The 18,033-nt window shown below is 55.6% G+C and carries 15 protein-coding genes; 8 read left to right on the top strand and 7 right to left on the bottom strand.

Translation table 11 applies throughout. From position 1 onward, the window contains the following. Positions 1–11 precede the first annotated feature (11 nt). The 3 genes from mnmG to asnC form a co-directional block, all read right to left on the bottom strand. Positions 12–1,901: a tRNA uridine-5-carboxymethylaminomethyl(34) synthesis enzyme MnmG gene (mnmG, locus tag MX657_RS22225; protein ID WP_032644275.1), complete on the bottom strand. Its 1,890-nt coding sequence runs from the start codon at positions 1,899–1,901 to the stop codon at positions 12–14. Positions 1,902–2,275: 374 nt separating this feature from the next. After that, on the bottom strand, positions 2,276–2,725 hold the full coding sequence (gene mioC, locus MX657_RS22220) for an FMN-binding protein MioC (protein ID WP_003862381.1): 450 nt from the start codon (positions 2,723–2,725) through the stop codon (positions 2,276–2,278). Positions 2,726–2,815: 90 nt separating this feature from the next. After that, positions 2,816–3,274 (bottom strand): transcriptional regulator AsnC, encoded by a 459-nt coding sequence (gene asnC, locus MX657_RS22215; RefSeq protein ID WP_008500198.1) that lies wholly within the window; start codon positions 3,272–3,274, stop codon positions 2,816–2,818. 151 nt (positions 3,275–3,425) lie between these two features. Here asnC and asnA point away from each other — a divergent pair, with 151 nt between their 5' ends. Then, a complete protein-coding gene (gene asnA, locus MX657_RS22210) occupies positions 3,426–4,418 on the top strand; it encodes an aspartate--ammonia ligase (RefSeq protein ID WP_346806843.1) in 993 nt (330 codons plus the stop codon). On the opposite strand, the gene viaA is transcribed toward asnA, so the two are convergent. Then, on the bottom strand, positions 4,419–5,870 hold the full coding sequence (gene viaA / locus MX657_RS22205) for an ATPase RavA stimulator ViaA (RefSeq protein ID WP_217479338.1): 1,452 nt from the start codon (positions 5,868–5,870) through the stop codon (positions 4,419–4,421). Beyond that, complete coding sequence (ravA, locus tag MX657_RS22200) at positions 5,864–7,360, bottom strand: ATPase RavA (protein ID WP_346806842.1); 1,497 nt, start codon at positions 7,358–7,360, stop codon at positions 5,864–5,866. The genes viaA and ravA overlap by 7 nt, the downstream gene beginning before the upstream one ends. 222 nt (positions 7,361–7,582) lie before the next feature. Between ravA and kup the strand changes: the two genes are divergently transcribed. From kup to rbsR, 7 genes are all read left to right on the top strand, one after another. Beyond that, positions 7,583–9,451, top strand: a complete 1,869-nt coding sequence (kup, locus tag MX657_RS22195; RefSeq protein ID WP_080329730.1) for a low affinity potassium transporter Kup — start codon at positions 7,583–7,585, stop codon at positions 9,449–9,451. 226 nt (positions 9,452–9,677) lie between these two features. Then, on the top strand, positions 9,678–10,097 hold the full coding sequence (gene rbsD / locus MX657_RS22190; protein WP_003862392.1) for a D-ribose pyranase: 420 nt from the start codon (positions 9,678–9,680) through the stop codon (positions 10,095–10,097). A 7-nt stretch (positions 10,098–10,104) separates the two neighbouring features. Continuing rightward, a complete protein-coding gene (rbsA, locus tag MX657_RS22185; protein ID WP_346808584.1) occupies positions 10,105–11,610 on the top strand; it encodes a ribose ABC transporter ATP-binding protein RbsA in 1,506 nt (501 codons plus the stop codon). 4 nt (positions 11,611–11,614) lie between these two features. Then, the gene (gene rbsC / locus MX657_RS22180) at positions 11,615–12,580 is read left to right on the top strand and encodes a ribose ABC transporter permease (RefSeq protein WP_006808742.1); all 966 of its coding nucleotides are present in this window, start codon (positions 11,615–11,617) and stop codon (positions 12,578–12,580) included. Between the two features lie 27 nt (positions 12,581–12,607). Continuing rightward, the gene (gene rbsB / locus MX657_RS22175) at positions 12,608–13,498 is read left to right on the top strand and encodes a ribose ABC transporter substrate-binding protein RbsB (RefSeq protein ID WP_010426610.1); all 891 of its coding nucleotides are present in this window, start codon (positions 12,608–12,610) and stop codon (positions 13,496–13,498) included. Between the two features lie 106 nt (positions 13,499–13,604). Next, positions 13,605–14,534, top strand: a complete 930-nt coding sequence (gene rbsK / locus MX657_RS22170; protein ID WP_252002792.1) for a ribokinase — start codon at positions 13,605–13,607, stop codon at positions 14,532–14,534. 3 nt (positions 14,535–14,537) lie between these two features. Then, positions 14,538–15,530, top strand: a complete 993-nt coding sequence (gene rbsR, locus MX657_RS22165) for a ribose operon transcriptional repressor RbsR (protein WP_139784202.1) — start codon at positions 14,538–14,540, stop codon at positions 15,528–15,530. Here rbsR and mdtD read toward each other — a convergent pair. Then, the gene (gene mdtD / locus MX657_RS22160) at positions 15,496–16,929 is read right to left on the bottom strand and encodes a multidrug transporter subunit MdtD (RefSeq protein ID WP_080329727.1); all 1,434 of its coding nucleotides are present in this window, start codon (positions 16,927–16,929) and stop codon (positions 15,496–15,498) included. The genes rbsR and mdtD overlap by 35 nt on opposite strands. Beyond that, positions 16,926–17,633 (bottom strand): FadR/GntR family transcriptional regulator, encoded by a 708-nt coding sequence (locus tag MX657_RS22155; protein ID WP_080329726.1) that lies wholly within the window; start codon positions 17,631–17,633, stop codon positions 16,926–16,928. The genes mdtD and MX657_RS22155 overlap by 4 nt, the downstream gene beginning before the upstream one ends. Positions 17,634–18,033 lie beyond the last annotated feature (400 nt).

The following is an 18,033-nucleotide window of genomic DNA, read 5'->3' as shown; positions in this document are numbered from 1 at the left end:
AATTACACATATTACGCGCTGCGGCGCAGCATGCCCTGCTTTTTCAGCCACACCAGCAGAATCGAAATCGCTGCTGGGGTAACGCCGGAGATACGTGAAGCCTGGCCGATCGACACCGGTTTGTGATCGTTCAGCTTGGCGATCACTTCGTTGGAAAGGCCCGTTACCTGACGGTAGTCCAGCATTTCCGGCAGCAGCGTGTTTTCGTTGCGCTGCTGTTTTTCGATCTCATCCTGCTGACGCGCGATGTAACCTTCGTACTTCACCTGAATTTCGACCTGTTCAGCGGCTTCCGCGTCTTCAAGACCCGGGGCGAACGCGGTGAGTTTCACCAGATTCTCATAGGTCACTTCCGGACGACGCAGCAGATCTTCACCGCTGGCTTCACGCGACAGTGGCGCAGTTAAGTGAGCGTTCACTTCGGCAGCGGTCTCCGCCTGTGGATTCACCCAGGTGGTTTTCAGGCGCTGACGCTCTTGTTCAATGCGTTCCAGCTTCTCGTTGAAGCGCGCCCAGCGTTCGTCGTCCACCAGACCCAGCTCGCGGCCCATCTCGGTCAGGCGCAGGTCGGCGTTGTCTTCGCGCAGCATCAGGCGATATTCCGCGCGAGAGGTAAACATACGGTACGGCTCTTTAGTGCCCAGCGTGCAAAGATCGTCGACCAGCACGCCCAGATAGGCTTGAGAACGCGCTGGCGCCCAGCCCTCTTTCTCGGCAGAGAAGCGGGCTGCGTTCAGGCCGGCAAGCAGACCCTGTGCAGCCGCTTCTTCGTAGCCAGTGGTGCCGTTAATCTGGCCAGCGAAGAACAGACCGTGGATGAATTTGCTCTCCAGGGTCGGCTTCAGATCCCGCGGGTCGAAGAAATCGTACTCAATAGCGTAGCCAGGGCGAACGATTTTCGCATTCTCCATCCCCTGCATTGAGCGAACAATTTGCATCTGCACGTCAAACGGCAGGCTGGTGGAGATGCCGTTCGGGTAAATTTCGTTCGAGGTCAGCCCTTCCGGCTCGAGGAAGATCTGGTGCTGGTTACGATCGGCAAAGCGCATCACTTTGTCTTCGATCGACGGGCAGTAGCGTGGGCCGATCCCTTCGATCACGCCAGCGTACATTGGGCTGCGATCGAGGTTATTGCGGATCACGTCATGGGTTTTTTCGTTGGTATGCGTGATGTAGCACGGTACCTGCTGCGGGTGTTGCGCCGCGTTGCCCATGAACGAGAAGACCGGCATCGGGTTATCACCGTGCTGTTGCGCCAGCACGCTGAAATCAATGGTGCGCGCATCAATACGCGGCGGCGTGCCGGTTTTCAGGCGGCTGACGCGCAGCGGCAGTTCACGCAGGCGACGAGACAGCGGAATAGACGGCGGATCGCCAGCACGGCCACCGCTGTAGTTATCCAGACCGATATGAATTTTGCCGTCAAGGAATGTGCCCACGGTCAGCACCACCGCTTTCGCGCGGAATTTGAGCCCCATCTGGGTGACTGCGCCAACAACGCGATCGTTTTCAACGATGAGATCTTCAACCGCCTGCTGGAAGATCATCAGGTTCGGCTGGTTCTCCAGCGCGGTGCGCACGGCCTGACGGTAAAGCACGCGGTCTGCCTGCGCACGGGTCGCACGCACAGCGGGGCCTTTACTCGCGTTTAGTATCCTAAACTGAATACCTGCCCGATCGATCGCTTTCGCCATCAGGCCGCCAAGTGCATCCACTTCTTTTACCAGGTGTCCTTTCCCAATGCCGCCAATCGCCGGATTACAGGACATTTGTCCCAGCGTGTCGATATTGTGTGTCAAAAGCAGGGTCTGCTGACCCATTCGCGCTGCGGCCATTGCGGCCTCAGTGCCTGCGTGACCCCCGCCAATGATGATGACGTCAAAAGGATCCTGATAAAACATGGTGGTCTGCCTCGCGTAAAGCGGTATGAAAATGGATTGAAGCCCGGGCCGTGGATTCTACTCAACTTTAGTCTTTCGAGAAAGCACTGGGATCCTGGGCTATTAAAAAGAAGATCTTTTTATTTAGAGATCTGTTCTATTGTGATCTCTTATTAGGATCGCGGACCTGTGTGGATAAGTCCGTTCCCATGAATAAGATCATGCAGTTAGGAAGGATCGTTTTCTGTGAATGATCGGTGATCCTGGACCGTATAAGCTGGGATCAGATCGCCGCTTTATACACAGGTCAAAAACTAAACTCGCGTTGTTCTTTGGATAACTACGGGTTAATACGAGCTTTTAACCAGAGTTATCCACATCTGATTGCACGATCTTTAATCGTTTTTGAGTAAATTTTTCCATTCCGCGAGCCAGATCTCAGCTGGATCCTCCGGAATATCATGATCGAGGATGTTGATCTTGAGCGTTTCACCCAGCTGTTTTGCTCCGCAAGCGGTAACAGCGGCTTCAACTTTCTCTATTGCCCCGCAAAAGGTGTCATATTCACGACTGCCAATCCCCACTGCGCCAAAACGGACGTTTGACAGGTCGGGCTGCTGTTCCAGCAGTTCGTCATATAAAGGTTGCAGGTTATCCGGCAGATCGCCCGCGCCGTGCGTGGAGGTGATCAGCAGCCAGACCCCGTCAGTCGGGAGATCTTCAAGCAGCGGCCCGTGCAGCGTTTGTGTAGAAAAGCCAGCATCTTCCAGCTTCTCAGCCAGATGTTCCGCTACGTATTCCGCACCGCCAAGGGTGCTGCCGCTGATAAGGGTAATGTCCGCCATTGATCGCTCGCTCAGATAAAGAGGGGATCATTGTACGCTGTGAACGAGCTGGGATCTACCTGTGGAAAATGTGGGAATGAATTTGCCCGATCACGGGCGGATGGTACGCATGATCGGGTTTTGCAGGGAGATCAGTGTCTCGGTGGACTGAATTTCATCGATTGTTTGGATCTTGTTGATAAGTACCTGCTGGAGAGCATCGATGGATCGGCACATCACCTTTATAAAGATGCTGTAGTGCCCGGTGGTGTAGTACGCCTCGGTGACTTCATCGAGCGCGTTCAGCTTCGCCAGCGCGGAGGGGTAATCTTTTGCGCTTTTAAGAATGATGCCGATGAAGCAGCAGACGTCGTAACCCAGCTGTTTCGGGCTGACGTCAATGCGCGCGCCGGTAATGATCCCTGCCTGCTTCATTTTCTCTACGCGAACGTGAATTGTCCCGGGGCTGACGCCAAACTGTTTCGCCAGTTCGGCATAGGCGGTACGGGCATTGGCCATTAAGGCCTCCAGGATGCCGCGGTCCAGATTGTCGATCTGATAATTTTCCATAGCTTTTTCTTATGAAGATTAATGAATACGTCTATTCTAGCGTCTTATTTTAAAGAATCAAAAGTGAAGGCGGCTTTTTGTTGATGGGTTATTGAATTAACTGCCGGTTCTGTTGCTTAATCATTACCAACAGGACGCAGGAGTATAAATAATGAAAACCGCTTACATCGCAAAACAACGCCAGATCAGTTTCGTAAAATCCCATTTTTCCCGCCAGCTGGAAGAGAAGCTTGGTCTTATTGAAGTTCAGGCGCCGATTCTGAGCCGCGTGGGTGACGGGACGCAGGATAACCTGTCTGGATGCGAAAAAGCGGTACAGGTGAAAGTGAAAACACTGCCAGACGCACAGTTCGAAGTGGTTCATTCACTGGCGAAGTGGAAGCGTCAAACCCTGGGACAACACGACTTCAGCGCGGGCGAAGGGCTCTACACGCACATGAAAGCCCTTCGCCCCGATGAAGACCGTCTCTCCCCAATTCACTCTGTCTACGTTGACCAGTGGGACTGGGAGCGCGTGATGGGTGATGGCGAGCGCCACGTCGGCACGCTGAAAGCCACCGTTGAGGCGATCTACGCCGGGATCAAAGCGACCGAAGCGGCCGTGAGCGAAGAGTTTGGTCTGGCACCGTTCCTGCCGGATACGATCCACTTTGTCCACAGCCAGGAACTGCTGAGCCGCTTCCCGGATCTGGATGCCAAAGGCCGCGAACGGGCGATCGCCAAAGAGCTGGGCGCGGTATTTTTGATCGGCATCGGCGGCAAACTGTCTGATGGCAAACGCCACGACGTTCGCGCCCCGGATTATGATGACTGGAGCACTGCGGGTGAGGGCGAATTTGCCGGGCTGAACGGCGATATTCTGGTGTGGAACCCGGTTCTGGAAGATGCATTTGAGCTTTCTTCCATGGGGATCCGCGTGGATGCTGAGGCGCTGAAGCGCCAGCTGGCGGTGACCGGTGATGAAGATCGTCTTAAGTTAGAGTGGCACCAGGCGCTGCTGCGCGGTGAAATGCCGCAGACCATCGGCGGCGGCATTGGCCAGTCCCGTCTGACCATGCTGCTGCTGCAGCTGTCCCATATCGGTCAGGTGCAGTGTGGCGTCTGGCCGCAGCAGGTTCGTGAAAGCGTCGGCTCGCTTCTTTAATTAACGCCGCCAGCGTCTGAGCAGACGGCTACGCAACCCGGTATCAAAGCGCCAGATATGATCGAAAATGCGCATGATGCCGGGTTTTCCATGTGCGGACATCGCGACGGCATGGAAACGGTGCTGATGCACCCGCTGCAGCTCCTTCACTTTATTTACCACATCATCCGGCAGCCGCTGGGCAATAAAATCGGAAATCACCACCGCGTCAGCGTCGTACCAGTCGCCGCCCTGCATCCGTTCAACGATGCTGCGAAAACAGCTGGCGAGATCGGTGCCGCCGCGAAAACGCTGGCTTAAAAAGCGGATGGCCTGCTCAATACCCTGCTGGTTCGTCAGCTCATAGCCCACGACTTCGCTGGAAAAGAGCATGATAAAGCAGCGACGGCGGTCAGCGAGCGCCACGCGCATCAGCGCCAGACAAAATGCCTTCGCGCACTGTTCGTTAAAGCCGCCCATTGAGCCGGACGTATCCACACAAACAATGAATGGCCCGCGCGGCTGTTCATCAAAATCCTGATGGACTACCGGGCGCTGGCTGAGCTTTTCGCGCCAGGCTTCACCGTGCAGCCGATAGGTGAGAAGCTGCTTTTCCACCAGCCGACGGTAAAACTCATACTCCAGCTCGGTCATTCCCAGCGTACTTAGCTCCGTAGGCAGCAGCCGCAGGATGTCGTCGCTTTGCTGAAGCCCGTCGACCTGTTCCGGCACGGTAGCCGGTTCGCGTACCAGGGTGCGGAAGGTTTCCATCGGGGCATCTTTCTTTGGGACCGACCTGGCCTCTCGCGAGCGGCCGAGCTGTTCCGCAAGCTTCATCAGCTCCGGCTGCTGGGCAAGAAAGTCGCCGTACTTCACGATCAGCTGATAATCCCCACGCCGCAGCTGCCCGGCGCTCATATCCCAGAGGCGACCGGCGGCGTTTTCATTTTCTACCAGCACCTCTTCCAGTTGCCCGCTCAACGTCATGCGTTCCTGAACTTCACTGAGCAGCTGTTCCCGCTCTTCATCCAGCAACTGCTGGTTCAGCGTCGTGGTCTGGACAACAAGGCTCAGCCGCCAGCGCTGTAAAAAGAGGGTGTGAAGCGCCGGAGTCATGGTGGCATTTTCCGTGACCAGCGCGCGCGCCTGGCTGGCAAATGGAGAATGGACTTTATCGAGCAGGGTCAGGGTTTGCGGGATCTGGACGATAAACTGCGGCGTCGATAGCCGCTGACACTGCTGATAGGCCGCGACTTCCTCGGTCAGTTCGGGCGGGACTTCTGTCTCTTTAAATCGCTGCCGCAGGTTGTCGCGCCAGCGAGGGAGATCGTCGGTCATCGCCTTTTTGAGCTTTGGGAATTTTTCAAAGAAGGCCGCCAGCTGCGGCGATGCCAGAAGGGTAATCACCACCTCCTCGATCAACCCTTCCTCGCTGACGGCCAGCATCATATTGAGCGTGTCCAGCGTTAGCATTGACGCGCCTGTTTGATCTGCGCGCTGACGTCCTGCAGGCTGGCTTCAATGCGACCTAGCCAGTCGCTATGGATAAAGAGACATTTTTGCTGCTCGCTGAAGCGGGTGTGCTGCTGATGCCATTCGGTATCCAGTGCATCCAGCTGCTGTTTAATCTCTTCCGGCACGCTGTCCGTGGCGGTGCCGGGAAGCGTAAGACGCGATCCCTGCAGACTGACGTCGCGGATCACCAGATGCTGGCTGCTGTCCACTTCCATATTCAGCGGCTGCGCGAAACCGATGCCGTTGAGCTTGCCGCGGATCTCACCGCCTTTATCCAGCCACTGCGCCAGCGGCTCGCGCTCAATCGTAATGTGCACCACCTGCATATCATGCAGCTTGAGTGGCTGCTGGAGCAGCAGTGTCAGCGTCGTGCCGGTCAGATCGGTGGGTAGCTCGTAATGCGGTTTGCGGGCGAACATGCCGCCCAGGCGACTCACTTTCAGCGCGGTTTTATCGCTTTGCTGCTGCTGGAGCTGAATGCGCCGTTGGGCAATTGCCCCCAGCTGATTGAGCATCGCCTGCTGCCCCCAGGCGTGTCCGGTCATCAAAACGTCCAGCTGCTGCTGCATCAGATTCATGCCTTCAGCATCGTGCCAGAGGCAGTCTTTCAGCAGGATCAGATCGATTGGTGCGACGGCATCACGGCCACTGAACAGGGCGCTGGCCTGGAGCAGACGAATCGCTTTTTTCCATCGACGGTCAGAGACATATGGGGCGGAAGGCAATAAATCAAGCTGCTGGCGCAGCATGAAGATCAGCTCAAAAACGGCGTCGGGCAGTTTAATTTTGCCGATCTCGTCCTGCCACTGATGGTACTCCTCGTCCGTCACCTGCAGTGACGGCGCCACCGGGTTTTCGTTCTCATCCTGCTGGCTCACCAGCATGGAGCGGAAGTTGGATTTGTCCTGCACTTTATCGAGCCACAGGCGGATCAGCATACGGTCATACAGCGCTTCCAGACTGCTGTCGGCTTCGGGCAGTTCGTTTGACGCGGCCACCAGCAGGCGCATGGGGATTTTCTCTTCACTGGCCCCGTTGCGGAACCGACGTTCGTTAATCGCCGTCAGCAGGGTATTCAGAATGGCCGGACCGGCTTTCCAGATCTCATCAAGAAAGACGATTTCCGCTTCCGGAAGATAGCCCGCCGTCAGACGCTCATAGCGCCCTTCATCTTTCAGCGCCTGAATAGAAAGCGGACCGAAAACTTCTTCGGGGGTGGAGAAGCGCGTCATTAAATATTCAAATGCGCGGGCGTTCTGGAAAGCGAACTTGAGGCGGCGTGCGATCAGACTCTTGGCAATGCCCGGCGGTCCCAGCAGAAACACGCTTTCACCGCTCAACGCTGCCAGCAGGCAAAGGCGAATGGCGTGGCTACGCTCGTAAAGGCCTTTCTCCAGCGCGCTGCTGAGGCGGGAAATTCTTTCTGCTAATAAATGTGAGTGAGCCATAATAGTTTTGCATCCTTTCGCCGTCGTGGCGGCTAATTGAAGCGAGTATAGACGTTTCAGTCAGGGCTGGTAATAGGCTGAAGTGCGGCGCAATTTTCTTTGCGCTACATTAATGCGGTTGCATTTAGGGGTACGATTTTGCAATGAATCGTGCATACTGTGCGCTTTTTGTGGACCAAGGGATCAGGAACACATTTGTTATTTAAACGAAAAGACTAGTCTATGAGCACTGATAATAAGCAATCATTACCCGCAATTACGCTTGCGGCGATCGGGGTTGTCTACGGTGATATCGGCACCAGCCCGCTTTATACGCTTCGTGAATGTTTGTCCGGCCAGTTTGGCTTTGGAGTTGAGCGCGATGCCGTATTTGGCTTCCTGTCCCTCATCTTCTGGCTGCTTATCCTGGTCGTTTCCGTTAAATATCTCTCCTTCGTTATGCGCGCTGATAACGCGGGTGAAGGCGGTATCCTGACCCTGATGTCCCTTGCAGGGCGCAATACCTCGGCCAGAATGACGTCTGTGCTGGTGATCATCGGCCTGATAGGCGGCAGCTTCTTCTACGGGGAAGTGGTTATAACGCCAGCTATCTCGGTGCTCTCGGCGATTGAAGGGCTGGAAATTATTGCCCCGCAGCTTGATACCTGGGTTGTCCCGCTGGCAATCATCGTTCTGACGCTGCTATTTATGATCCAGAAGCATGGTACCGGGCTGGTGGGGAAACTGTTTGCGCCGATTATGCTGGCCTGGTTCCTGATCCTGGCCGCGCTCGGTTTGCGTAGCATCATCGCTAACCCGGAAGTCCTTCAGGCGCTGAACCCATACTGGGCAGTGCATTTCTTCCTGGAATACAAAGTGGTTTCCTTCGTGGCGCTGGGTGCGGTCGTGCTTTCCATCACCGGCGTTGAGGCGTTGTATGCCGATATGGGGCACTTCGGGAAGCTGCCTATCCGCGTGGCCTGGTTTATGGTTGTGCTGCCGTCGCTGGTACTGAATTACTTCGGCCAGGGCGCGCTGTTACTCAAAAACCCGGAGGCAATTAAGAACCCGTTCTTCCTGCTGGCACCTGACTGGGCGCTGGTGCCTATGCTGATCCTCGCTACGCTGGCGACGGTTATTGCGTCTCAGGCGGTGATTTCCGGCGTCTTCTCTCTGACGCGCCAGGCCGTGCGTCTGGGGTATCTCTCGCCAATGCGCATTATCCATACTTCAGAAATGGAGTCGGGTCAGATTTACATCCCGTTCGTTAACTGGCTGCTCTACTTTGCTGTTGTGATTGTGATCGTCAGCTTCGAGCACTCCAGTAATCTGGCGGCAGCCTATGGTATTGCCGTGACCGGTACGATGGTGCTGACGTCGCTTCTCTCCACCACGGTGGCGTACCGCAACTGGCACTGGAATAAATTCCTCGTGGCGATGATTCTGGTCGGCTTCCTGTGCATCGACGTACCGCTGTTCTCAGCGAACCTCGACAAAATTGTCTCCGGCGGCTGGCTGCCGCTGACGCTGGGCCTGTTGATGTTCATTGTGATGACCACATGGAAGAGCGAGCGCTTCCGTCTGCTGCGCCGCATGCATGAGCACGGGAATTCTCTGGAGGCGATGATCGCATCGCTGGAGAAATCCCCGCCGGTGCGCGTGCCGGGTACCGCGGTTTATATGTCTCGCGCCCTGAACGTGATCCCGTTTGCGCTGATGCATAACCTTAAGCACAACAAGGTGCTGCACGAGCGCGTGATCCTGCTGACGCTGCGTACAGAAGATGCGCCGTATGTTCACAACGTGCGTCGCGTGCAGATCGAGCAGCTATCGCCAACCTTCTGGCGCGTGGTGGCAAGCTACGGCTGGCGCGAAACGCCGAACGTGGAAGAGGTGTTCCACCGCTGCGGTCTGGAAGGGTTAAGCTGCCGGATGATGGAGACGTCATTCTTTATGTCGCACGAGTCGCTGATCATCGGCAAGCGTCCGTGGTACCTGCGCCTGCGCGGCAAGCTGTACCTCATTCTGCAACGTAACGCCCTGCGCGCGCCTGACCAGTTTGAGATCCCGCCTAACCGCGTGATTGAGCTGGGGACGCAGGTTGAGATTTAAGTCTTTGTGCGGCCTGATGCCCTCACCCCGACCCTCTCCCTGTGGGAGAGGGCGCAAACATAAAAAACGGTAACCTTGGGGTTACCGTTTTGCATTTACCTCCACTCCATTTCACTTAGCGAAACGTTTCGACGTTGATCACAAATCCGTTACGTCATGGTGGTTTTCTGAACACTCTTGCGTCTACACTCTTTGTAGCGAAACGTTTCGCTAGTGGAGCAAGAAAATGAAGAAAGGCACGGTTCTCAACTCAGAAATCTCATCGGTTATTTCCCGTCTTGGGCATACCGATACGCTGGTAGTTTGCGATGCAGGCTTACCGGTTCCGCGCAGCACAACCCGTATTGATATGGCGTTAACGCAGGGTGTCCCTTCGTTTATGCAGGTACTGGAAGTCGTGACGGCGGAGATGCAGGTTGAGGCAGCCATTCTCGCGGCGGAAATCAAACAACATAATCCGCAACTCCACGAAACGTTGCTCAGCCATATTGAGCAACTGCAACAACACCAGGGAAACACCATAGAAATTCGTTACACAACGCACGAACAGTTCAAACAACAAACCGCAGACAGTCAGGCGGTGATTCGCAGCGGGGAGTGTTCCCCGTATGCGAATATCATTCTCTGTGCTGGCGTCACCTTCTGAGGCCATCATGGACGCATTACTGCAACTCAAAGGGATCGATAAATCGTTCCCGGGCGTAAAAGCCCTCTCCGGTGCGGCGCTGAACGTCTACCCAGGACGCGTGATGGCGCTGGTGGGCGAAAACGGTGCCGGCAAATCCACCATGATGAAAGTGCTGACCGGTATCTACCAACGCGATGCCGGTTCGCTCTTATGGCTGGGTAAAGAGACCACCTTTAACGGCCCGAAATCCTCTCAGGAAGCGGGTATCGGCATTATCCACCAGGAGCTGAACCTCATCCCGCAGCTCACCATTGCCGAGAATATCTTCCTCGGCCGCGAGTTTGTGAACCGGTTCGGTAAAATCGACTGGAAAACCATGTACGCCGAAGCGGACAAGCTGCTGGCGAAGCTGAATCTGCGCTTTAAGAGTGACCGCCTGGTGGGCGAACTCTCCATCGGCGATCAGCAGATGGTGGAAATTGCGAAGGTGCTGAGCTTTGAATCGAAGGTCATCATTATGGATGAACCTACCGACGCCCTGACCGATACCGAAACCGAATCCCTGTTCCGCGTTATCCGCGAGCTGAAATCGCAGGGGCGCGGGATTGTCTATATCTCCCACCGTATGAAAGAGATCTTCGAAATTTGCGACGACGTTACCGTCTTCCGCGACGGGCAGTTTATTGCCGAGCGCGAAGTGGCGACGCTGACCGAAGATACGCTTATCGAAATGATGGTGGGACGTAAGCTTGAAGATCAGTATCCGCATCTGGAGAAAGCGCCGGGTGAGATCCGCCTGAAGGTGGACAACCTCTGCGGTCCGGGTGTGAATGATGTGACCTTTACCCTGCGTCAGGGCGAGATCCTGGGTGTGGCGGGCCTGATGGGCGCGGGCCGTACCGAGTTGATGAAAGTACTCTACGGCGCACTGCCGCGCACGAGCGGTTACGTCACCCTTGATGGTCATGAAGTGGTGACCCGCTCGCCGCAGGACGGCCTGGCGAACGGCATCGTCTATATCTCTGAAGACCGTAAGCGCGACGGCTTAGTGCTGGGCATGTCGGTAAAAGAGAACATGTCCCTGACCGCGCTGCGCTATTTCAGCCATAGCGGCGGTAGCCTGAAGCATAAAGACGAACAGCAGGCGGTCAGCGATTTTATCCGTCTCTTTAACGTCAAAACCCCGTCAATGGAGCAGGCGATTGGCCTGTTGTCCGGCGGGAATCAGCAGAAAGTGGCGATTGCCCGCGGGCTGATGACGCGCCCGAAAGTGCTGATCCTCGATGAGCCAACCCGCGGCGTAGACGTGGGCGCGAAGAAAGAGATCTATCAGCTGATTAACCAGTTTAAGGCCGACGGTCTGAGCATCATTCTGGTCTCTTCCGAGATGCCAGAGGTATTAGGCATGAGCGATCGCATTATCGTCATGCATGAAGGGCATCTCGGCGGTGAATTCACTCGCGAGCAGGCCACCCAGGAAGTTCTGATGGCTGCCGCTGTGGGCAAGCTTAATCGCGTGAATCAGGAGTAAGAAGATGACTACCCAGGCTGTTTCTGGTCGCCGCTATTTCACAAAGGCATGGCTGATGGAACAAAAATCGCTGATTGCCCTGCTGGTGCTGATCGCGATTGTGTCGACCATGAGCCCGAATTTCTTCACCGTGAATAACCTGTTCAACATTCTGCAGCAGACGTCGGTGAACGCCATTATGGCGGTCGGCATGACGCTGGTGATTTTGACCTCGGGTATCGATCTGTCCGTCGGTTCCCTGCTGGCGCTCACCGGTGCGATCGCCGCTTCGATTGTTGGCATTGAAGTCAACGCGCTGGTGGCCGTTGCCGCTGCGCTGGCCGCTGGCGCGGCGATTGGTGCCGTAACCGGCGTGATTGTGGCAAAAGGCCGCGTTCAGGCGTTCATCGCCACGCTGGTGATGATGCTGCTGCTGCGCGGTGTGACCATGGTTTACACCAACGGCAGCCCGGTTAATACCGGCTTCACCGATAACGCGGATCTGTTTGGCTGGTTCGGTATCGGTCGCCCGCTGGGGGTTCCGACGCCGGTCTGGATCATGGCTATCGTCTTCCTGGCGGCGTGGTACATGCTGCACCACACTCGTCTGGGCCGTTATATCTACGCGCTGGGCGGTAACGAAGCGGCAACGCGCCTGTCCGGTATCAGCGTCAATAAAGTCAAAATTATCGTTTACTCCCTGTGCGGCCTGCTGGCGTCGCTGGCGGGCATCATTGAAGTGGCGCGTCTCTCCTCTGCGCAGCCAACGGCAGGTACGGGTTATGAGCTGGATGCCATTGCGGCAGTGGTTCTGGGCGGTACGAGTCTTGCGGGCGGTAAAGGTCGCATTGTTGGGACATTGATCGGCGCACTGATTCTTGGTTTCCTGAATAATGGTTTGAATTTGTTAGGTGTTTCCTCCTATTACCAGATGATCGTTAAGGCAGTGGTGATTTTGCTGGCGGTCCTGGTAGACAACAAAAAACAGTAACTGACGACACTACAGGACATCTTAGATATGAACATGAAAAAACTGGCTACCCTGGTTTCTGCTGTCGCGCTGAGCGCAACCGTAAGTGCTAACGCCATGGCGAAAGACACCATCGCGCTGGTTGTCTCTACCCTGAACAACCCGTTCTTCGTCTCCCTGAAGGATGGTGCGCAGAAAGAAGCGGATAAGCTGGGCTACAACCTGGTGGTGCTGGATTCTCAGAACAACCCGGCGAAAGAGCTGGCGAACGTTCAGGATCTGACCGTGCGTGGTACTAAAATTCTGCTGATCAACCCAACCGATTCCGACGCCGTAGGTAACGCCGTTAAAATGGCAAACCAGGCGAAGATCCCGGTCATTACCCTGGACCGTCAGGCAACGAAGGGCGAAGTAGTGAGTCATATTGCGTCTGATAACGTACTGGGCGGCAAAATCGCGGGTGACTACATTGCGAAGAAAGCCGGTGAAGGCGCGAAGGTTATCGAACTGCAGGGCATTGCCGGGACATCCGCAGCGCGTGAGCGTGGTGAAGGCTTCCAGCAGGCTGTGGCTGCGCACAAATTCAACGTGCTGGCGAGCCAGCCGGCAGACTTTGACCGTACTAAAGGTCTGAACGTTATGCAGAACCTGCTGACCGCGCATCCTGACGTGCAGGCGGTATTCGCACAGAACGACGAAATGGCGCTGGGCGCGCTGCGTGCCCTGCAGACCGCAGGTAAATCTGATGTGATGGTTGTCGGATTTGACGGTACGCCGGATGGTGAAAAAGCAGTAAATGATGGCAAACTGGCGGCGACCATCGCTCAGCTGCCTGAGCAGATTGGCGCGACTGGCGTTGAAACTGCCGACAAAGTGCTGAAGGGCGAAAAAGTTCAGGCCAAATACCCGGTTGACCTGAAGCTGGTCATTAAGCAGTAAAAGGCGAATCAGGCAGTCGCTGGCTGCCTGAGGGACACCAATAAAGAAAAGTGTGGCATACGCCACCGGGTAATACCGGTGGCGCTCTCAGATGGACAACCCAACCATGAAAACCGCAGGCAACCTCGTCGTTCTTGGCAGTATCAATGCCGATCACATTCTTAACCTTGAATCGTTCCCTACGCCGGGCGAAACCGTCACCGGTAATCAGTATCAGGTGGCATTTGGCGGTAAAGGCGCAAATCAGGCCGTCGCCGCCGGACGCAGCGGAGCGAATATCGCGTTTATCGCCTGTACAGGTGATGACGATACGGGCGAGCGCGTTCGCAAACAGCTGGTCAGCGATTGTATTGATATTGCGCCGGTCAGCGTAGTTGCAGGGGAATCTACCGGCGTGGCGCTGATTTTCGTCAACGCGGAAGGTGAGAATGTTATCGGTATTCATGCGGGGGCTAATGCTGCGTTAACGACAGAACGCGTCGACGCGCAGCGCGGTATCATCGCCGGAGCGGAAGCCCTGCTGATGCAGCTGGAATCTCCGGTTGAAAGCGTGCTGGCTGCCGCGAAAATTGCGCATGAAAATCACACCACTGTCGTACTTAACCCGGCCCCAGCCCGTGTATTATCAGACGAGCTGCTGGCGCTGGTGGACATCATCACGCCAAACGAAACCGAAGCGGAAAAGCTGACGGGTATTCGCGTCGAAAATGACGGTGATGCAGCGCGTGCGGCAAAAGCGCTGCACGATAAAGGTATCGGCACCGTTATCATTACCCTCGGCAGCCGCGGCGTGTGGGCAAGCGTAAACGGCGAAGGACGTCGCGTGCCGGGCTTTAAGGTGAAAGCCATTGATACCATCGCAGCGGGAGATACCTTTAACGGTGCGCTGGTGACGGCGCTGCTGGAAGGAAAAGCGATGGATGATGCCATCCGCTTTGCGCATGCGGCTGCGGCTATCGCGGTGACGCGCAAAGGCGCACAGCCTTCCGTTCCGTGGCGTAAAGAGATCGATGAATTCTTAAGTCAGCAGGGGTAACGCTTGGCTACAATGAAAGATGTCGCCCGTATGGCGGGCGTTTCTACTTCGACCGTCTCTCACGTTATTAATAACGATCGTTTCGTCAGCGAGGCGATTCGGGAGAAAGTCGAAGCCGCAGTAAAAGATCTCAACTATGCGCCGTCGGCGCTGGCGCGCAGTCTCAAGCTCAACCAGACGCGCACCATCGGCATGCTGATCACGGCCAGTACGAACCCTTTCTATTCTGAACTGGTGCGCGGCGTGGAGCGCAGCTGCTTCGAGCGTGGCTACAGCCTGGTGCTGTGCAATACCGAAGGCGATGAGCAGCGCATGAACCGCAACCTGGAAACGCTGATGCAAAAACGCGTCGACGGGCTGCTGCTGCTCTGTACCGAAACGCACCAACCCTCGAAAGAGATCATCCAGCGCTACCCTTCAATTCCCACAGTGATGATGGACTGGGCACCGTTCGACGGTACCAGCGATCTGATTCAGGATAACTCCTTGCTGGGCGGCGATATGGCGACTCAGCATCTGATCGATAAAGGTCATACCCGCATCGCCTGTATTACCGGTCCGCTGGATAAAACCCCGGCGCGCCTGCGTCTGGAAGGATATCTCTCTGCAATGGCGCGGGCAGGGCTTGCCATTCCTGATGGCTATCGGATCACCGGCGATTTCGAGTTTAACGGTGGATTCGAGGCGATGCAGAAGCTGCTGGCGCAAGAGCCGCGCCCGCAGGCGGTGTTTATCGGTAACGATGCGATGGCGTTTGGCGCCTATCAGGCGCTGTATCAGGCAGGGTTACGCGTTCCGGACGATATGGCGATCGTGGGCTACGATGATATCGAACTGGCGCGCTATATGACGCCGCCGTTGACCACGATCCATCAGCCGAAGGATGAACTGGGTGAGCTGGCCATCGATGTGCTCATCCACCGTATGGCGCAGCCCACGCTGCAGCAGCAACGTCTGCAGCTTACTCCTGTTCTGATGGAACGCGGTTCGGTTTAGCCTTTTCTTTGTGACGTTCTTTAATCAGGTTTCGGCCATCTTTCGGTTTTAACAGCATAAAGACCAGCGCCGATACCACGGTAAGCGCGCCCATGGTGATAAAGGTATAGTGGAACTGCTCAACGGTATTTGTACCGTCAAACCCTTCATAAAACCGCAGTACCGCCGCGCTCACGGCAACCCCAAGGCTAATTGATAACTGCTGTGTGACGGCCAGTACGCTGTTGCCGCTGCTGGCGTTCTCGTCGGTGAGGTCCGCAAGGGTGATGGTGTTCATTGACGTGAACTGTGTCGACATCGCCATCCCCAGTACAAACAGCGGCAGGATCAGCATCCAGACCGGTAACGCAGCGGATTGCAGCGAGAACTGTGCAATCATCAATCCGATAAAGACCGTCACGCCAACCAGCGTTTTACGATAGCCAAACCAGCGCAGTACCTGCGTAACCGTTGATTTCGCCAGGATCGAGCCCATCGCCGTGGGTGCCATCATGCAGCCCGCAATCAGCGCCGGGTAGCCAAAACCGACCTGCAGCATCAGCGGCATCAGGAACGGTACGCAGCCCGTGCCCAGACGTGAGGCAATATTGCCCGCGATCCCGACGGAAAAGGTTCGGGTGTTAAAGAGCCCGAGTGAGATTAGCGGCGTCGGGTGACGGCGCGCGTGACGTATATAAAGAAGGAACAGCAGAATACCGCTGAGAATGACGGCCAGCGCCAGCCACGTCGCTACGATTTTCTCGCCAAACAGCTCCATTCCGCTGGAGAACAGCACCAGGCTCAGGCCAAACAGGAAAAAACCGCCCATATCGAAGCTGCGTCTTGGCGTGGTGAAGTTCGGCATATATTTGCGGGCATAGATCAGCCCTGCCACGCCAATCGGAATATTGATCAGGAATATCCAGTGCCAGCTTGCCCAGGTAACCAGTACCCCCCCGAGGACCGGGCCAAGTATTGGGCCAACCAGCCCCGGCATGGTGACAAAGTTGAGCACGGGGAGCAGTTCGCTGCGCGGGTAGGCACGCAGCAAGGCGAGGCGCGCCACCGGCATCATCATCGCGCCGCCTATTCCCTGCAGCACGCGGAAGATTACCAGTTCCGTTAATGAAGTGGAGAGTGCGCAGGCCAGCGAACCCAGCGTAAAGAGCGTTACGGCCAGCATGAAGACTCTGCGGGTGCCAAAACGGTCGGCCAGCCAGCCGCTTACCGGGATCAACATCGCCACCGTCAGGGTGTAGCTGATGATGGCGGACTGCATCGCCAGCGGAGAACGGTTAAGGCTTTGCGCTATTGCGGGGAGCGCTGTGTTGAGGATAGTGGCATCCAATGCCTGCATAAAGAACGCCATGGCTGCAATCCATGGCAATCCGGCCATACTGCGCGCTTTTTTCTCTGTCATTTAGCTACCTGCTGGTGGGTTGGCGCGGTGAGCAATGCCTGGCATGCTGTCAGGGCTCGCTGCCCGTCGCTTTCCTGAATGGCATCTACGATTGCCTGGTGCAAATCCAGCTTTACCACTTCGTCTTGAGTAATAGAGGTAAAGTAGGTGTGGTACACCGAATGGAACAACGAGGCAAAGGAAGTGAGGAACGGATTGGCGCTCATCATATAGATATGTTCATGCCAGGCCATATCAACCTCTACCCAGCGTTCCCGGTTGAAGTGCTTTTTCAGGAACACCATCTCTTCCATCAAGGCGTTAAGCTGCGCTTTCTGCTCTGCTGTGCCAAGCGTGGCAGCAAGCAGGCATGCCTGAGGTTCAAGGCTGCTGCGCATCACCAGAAAGTGATCGACGACCTGGTGAAAGTTATCCTCGGTCATCCACCAGGAGAGCAGCTCCTGATCGAGAAAATTCCAGTTACTCTGTGGCATCACGCGTGTGCCAATACGAGGGCGCGGAAGCACCATGCCTTTTGCCGTCAGCGTTTTCACCGCTTCGCGAACGGCGGTGCGGCTAACTCCAAACTGCTCACCCAGCTCCATTTCACCCGGCAGGATGCTACCCGGGGCATATTTGCCCGCTAAAATCCGCTGCGCCAGCTTTTCTGCCAGCACGTACGACAGATTTTTTTGGGCGGCCAGCTGTTGTGCGCTTAATGGCATCGCTTTTATTCCTTAATGTTTCATGCTGATAATTATGCCACCTCGGATGTGTTTGTGGTTGCAGATACATCAAATAGAACAATTTGTAGCTTGATTTCACCGCTGTTGGTGAAAAAAAACACGTATGGAAACTTTTTTTAAATTTCCTCTTGTCACTTCAGAATAACTCCCTATAATGCGCCTCCACTGACACGGAACAACGGCACACACGCCGCCGGGTCAACAGAGAAAAGCGAAATAAACGCTTGACTCTGAAGCGGGAAAGCGTAATATGCACACCCCGCGCCGCAGCGAAAACGAAGCGGCACTGCTCTTTAACAATTTATCAGACAATCTGTGTGGGCACTCAAAGTGACATGGATTCTTAACGTCGCAAGACGAAAAATGAATACCAAGTCTC

Source organism: Enterobacter chuandaensis, from assembly GCF_039718975.1.
Taxonomy (GTDB): Bacteria; Pseudomonadota; Gammaproteobacteria; order Enterobacterales; family Enterobacteriaceae; genus Enterobacter; species Enterobacter chuandaensis.
This window is presented reverse-complemented; position numbering and strand designations above follow the sequence as displayed.

What these genes read in the sequence shown, in the direction of transcription:
- MX657_RS22155 (WP_080329726.1), bottom strand. Translation starts at nt 17,633, where the DNA reads ATGCCATTAAGCGCACAACAGCTGGCCGCCCAAAAAAATCTGTCGTAC.
- mioC (WP_003862381.1), bottom strand. Translation starts at nt 2,725, where the DNA reads ATGGCGGACATTACCCTTATCAGCGGCAGCACCCTTGGCGGTGCGGAA.
- rbsA (WP_346808584.1), top strand. Translation starts at nt 10,105, where the DNA reads ATGGACGCATTACTGCAACTCAAAGGGATCGATAAATCGTTCCCGGGC.
- mdtD (WP_080329727.1), bottom strand. Translation starts at nt 16,929, where the DNA reads ATGACAGAGAAAAAAGCGCGCAGTATGGCCGGATTGCCATGGATTGCA.
- asnA (WP_346806843.1), top strand. Translation starts at nt 3,426, where the DNA reads ATGAAAACCGCTTACATCGCAAAACAACGCCAGATCAGTTTCGTAAAA.
- viaA (WP_217479338.1), bottom strand. Translation starts at nt 5,870, where the DNA reads ATGCTAACGCTGGACACGCTCAATATGATGCTGGCCGTCAGCGAGGAA.
- ravA (WP_346806842.1), bottom strand. Translation starts at nt 7,360, where the DNA reads ATGGCTCACTCACATTTATTAGCAGAAAGAATTTCCCGCCTCAGCAGC.
- rbsB (WP_010426610.1), top strand. Translation starts at nt 12,608, where the DNA reads ATGAACATGAAAAAACTGGCTACCCTGGTTTCTGCTGTCGCGCTGAGC.
- rbsC (WP_006808742.1), top strand. Translation starts at nt 11,615, where the DNA reads ATGACTACCCAGGCTGTTTCTGGTCGCCGCTATTTCACAAAGGCATGG.
- asnC (WP_008500198.1), bottom strand. Translation starts at nt 3,274, where the DNA reads ATGGAAAATTATCAGATCGACAATCTGGACCGCGGCATCCTGGAGGCC.
- rbsK (WP_252002792.1), top strand. Translation starts at nt 13,605, where the DNA reads ATGAAAACCGCAGGCAACCTCGTCGTTCTTGGCAGTATCAATGCCGAT.
- kup (WP_080329730.1), top strand. Translation starts at nt 7,583, where the DNA reads ATGAGCACTGATAATAAGCAATCATTACCCGCAATTACGCTTGCGGCG.
- mnmG (WP_032644275.1), bottom strand. Translation starts at nt 1,901, where the DNA reads ATGTTTTATCAGGATCCTTTTGACGTCATCATCATTGGCGGGGGTCAC.
- rbsD (WP_003862392.1), top strand. Translation starts at nt 9,678, where the DNA reads ATGAAGAAAGGCACGGTTCTCAACTCAGAAATCTCATCGGTTATTTCC.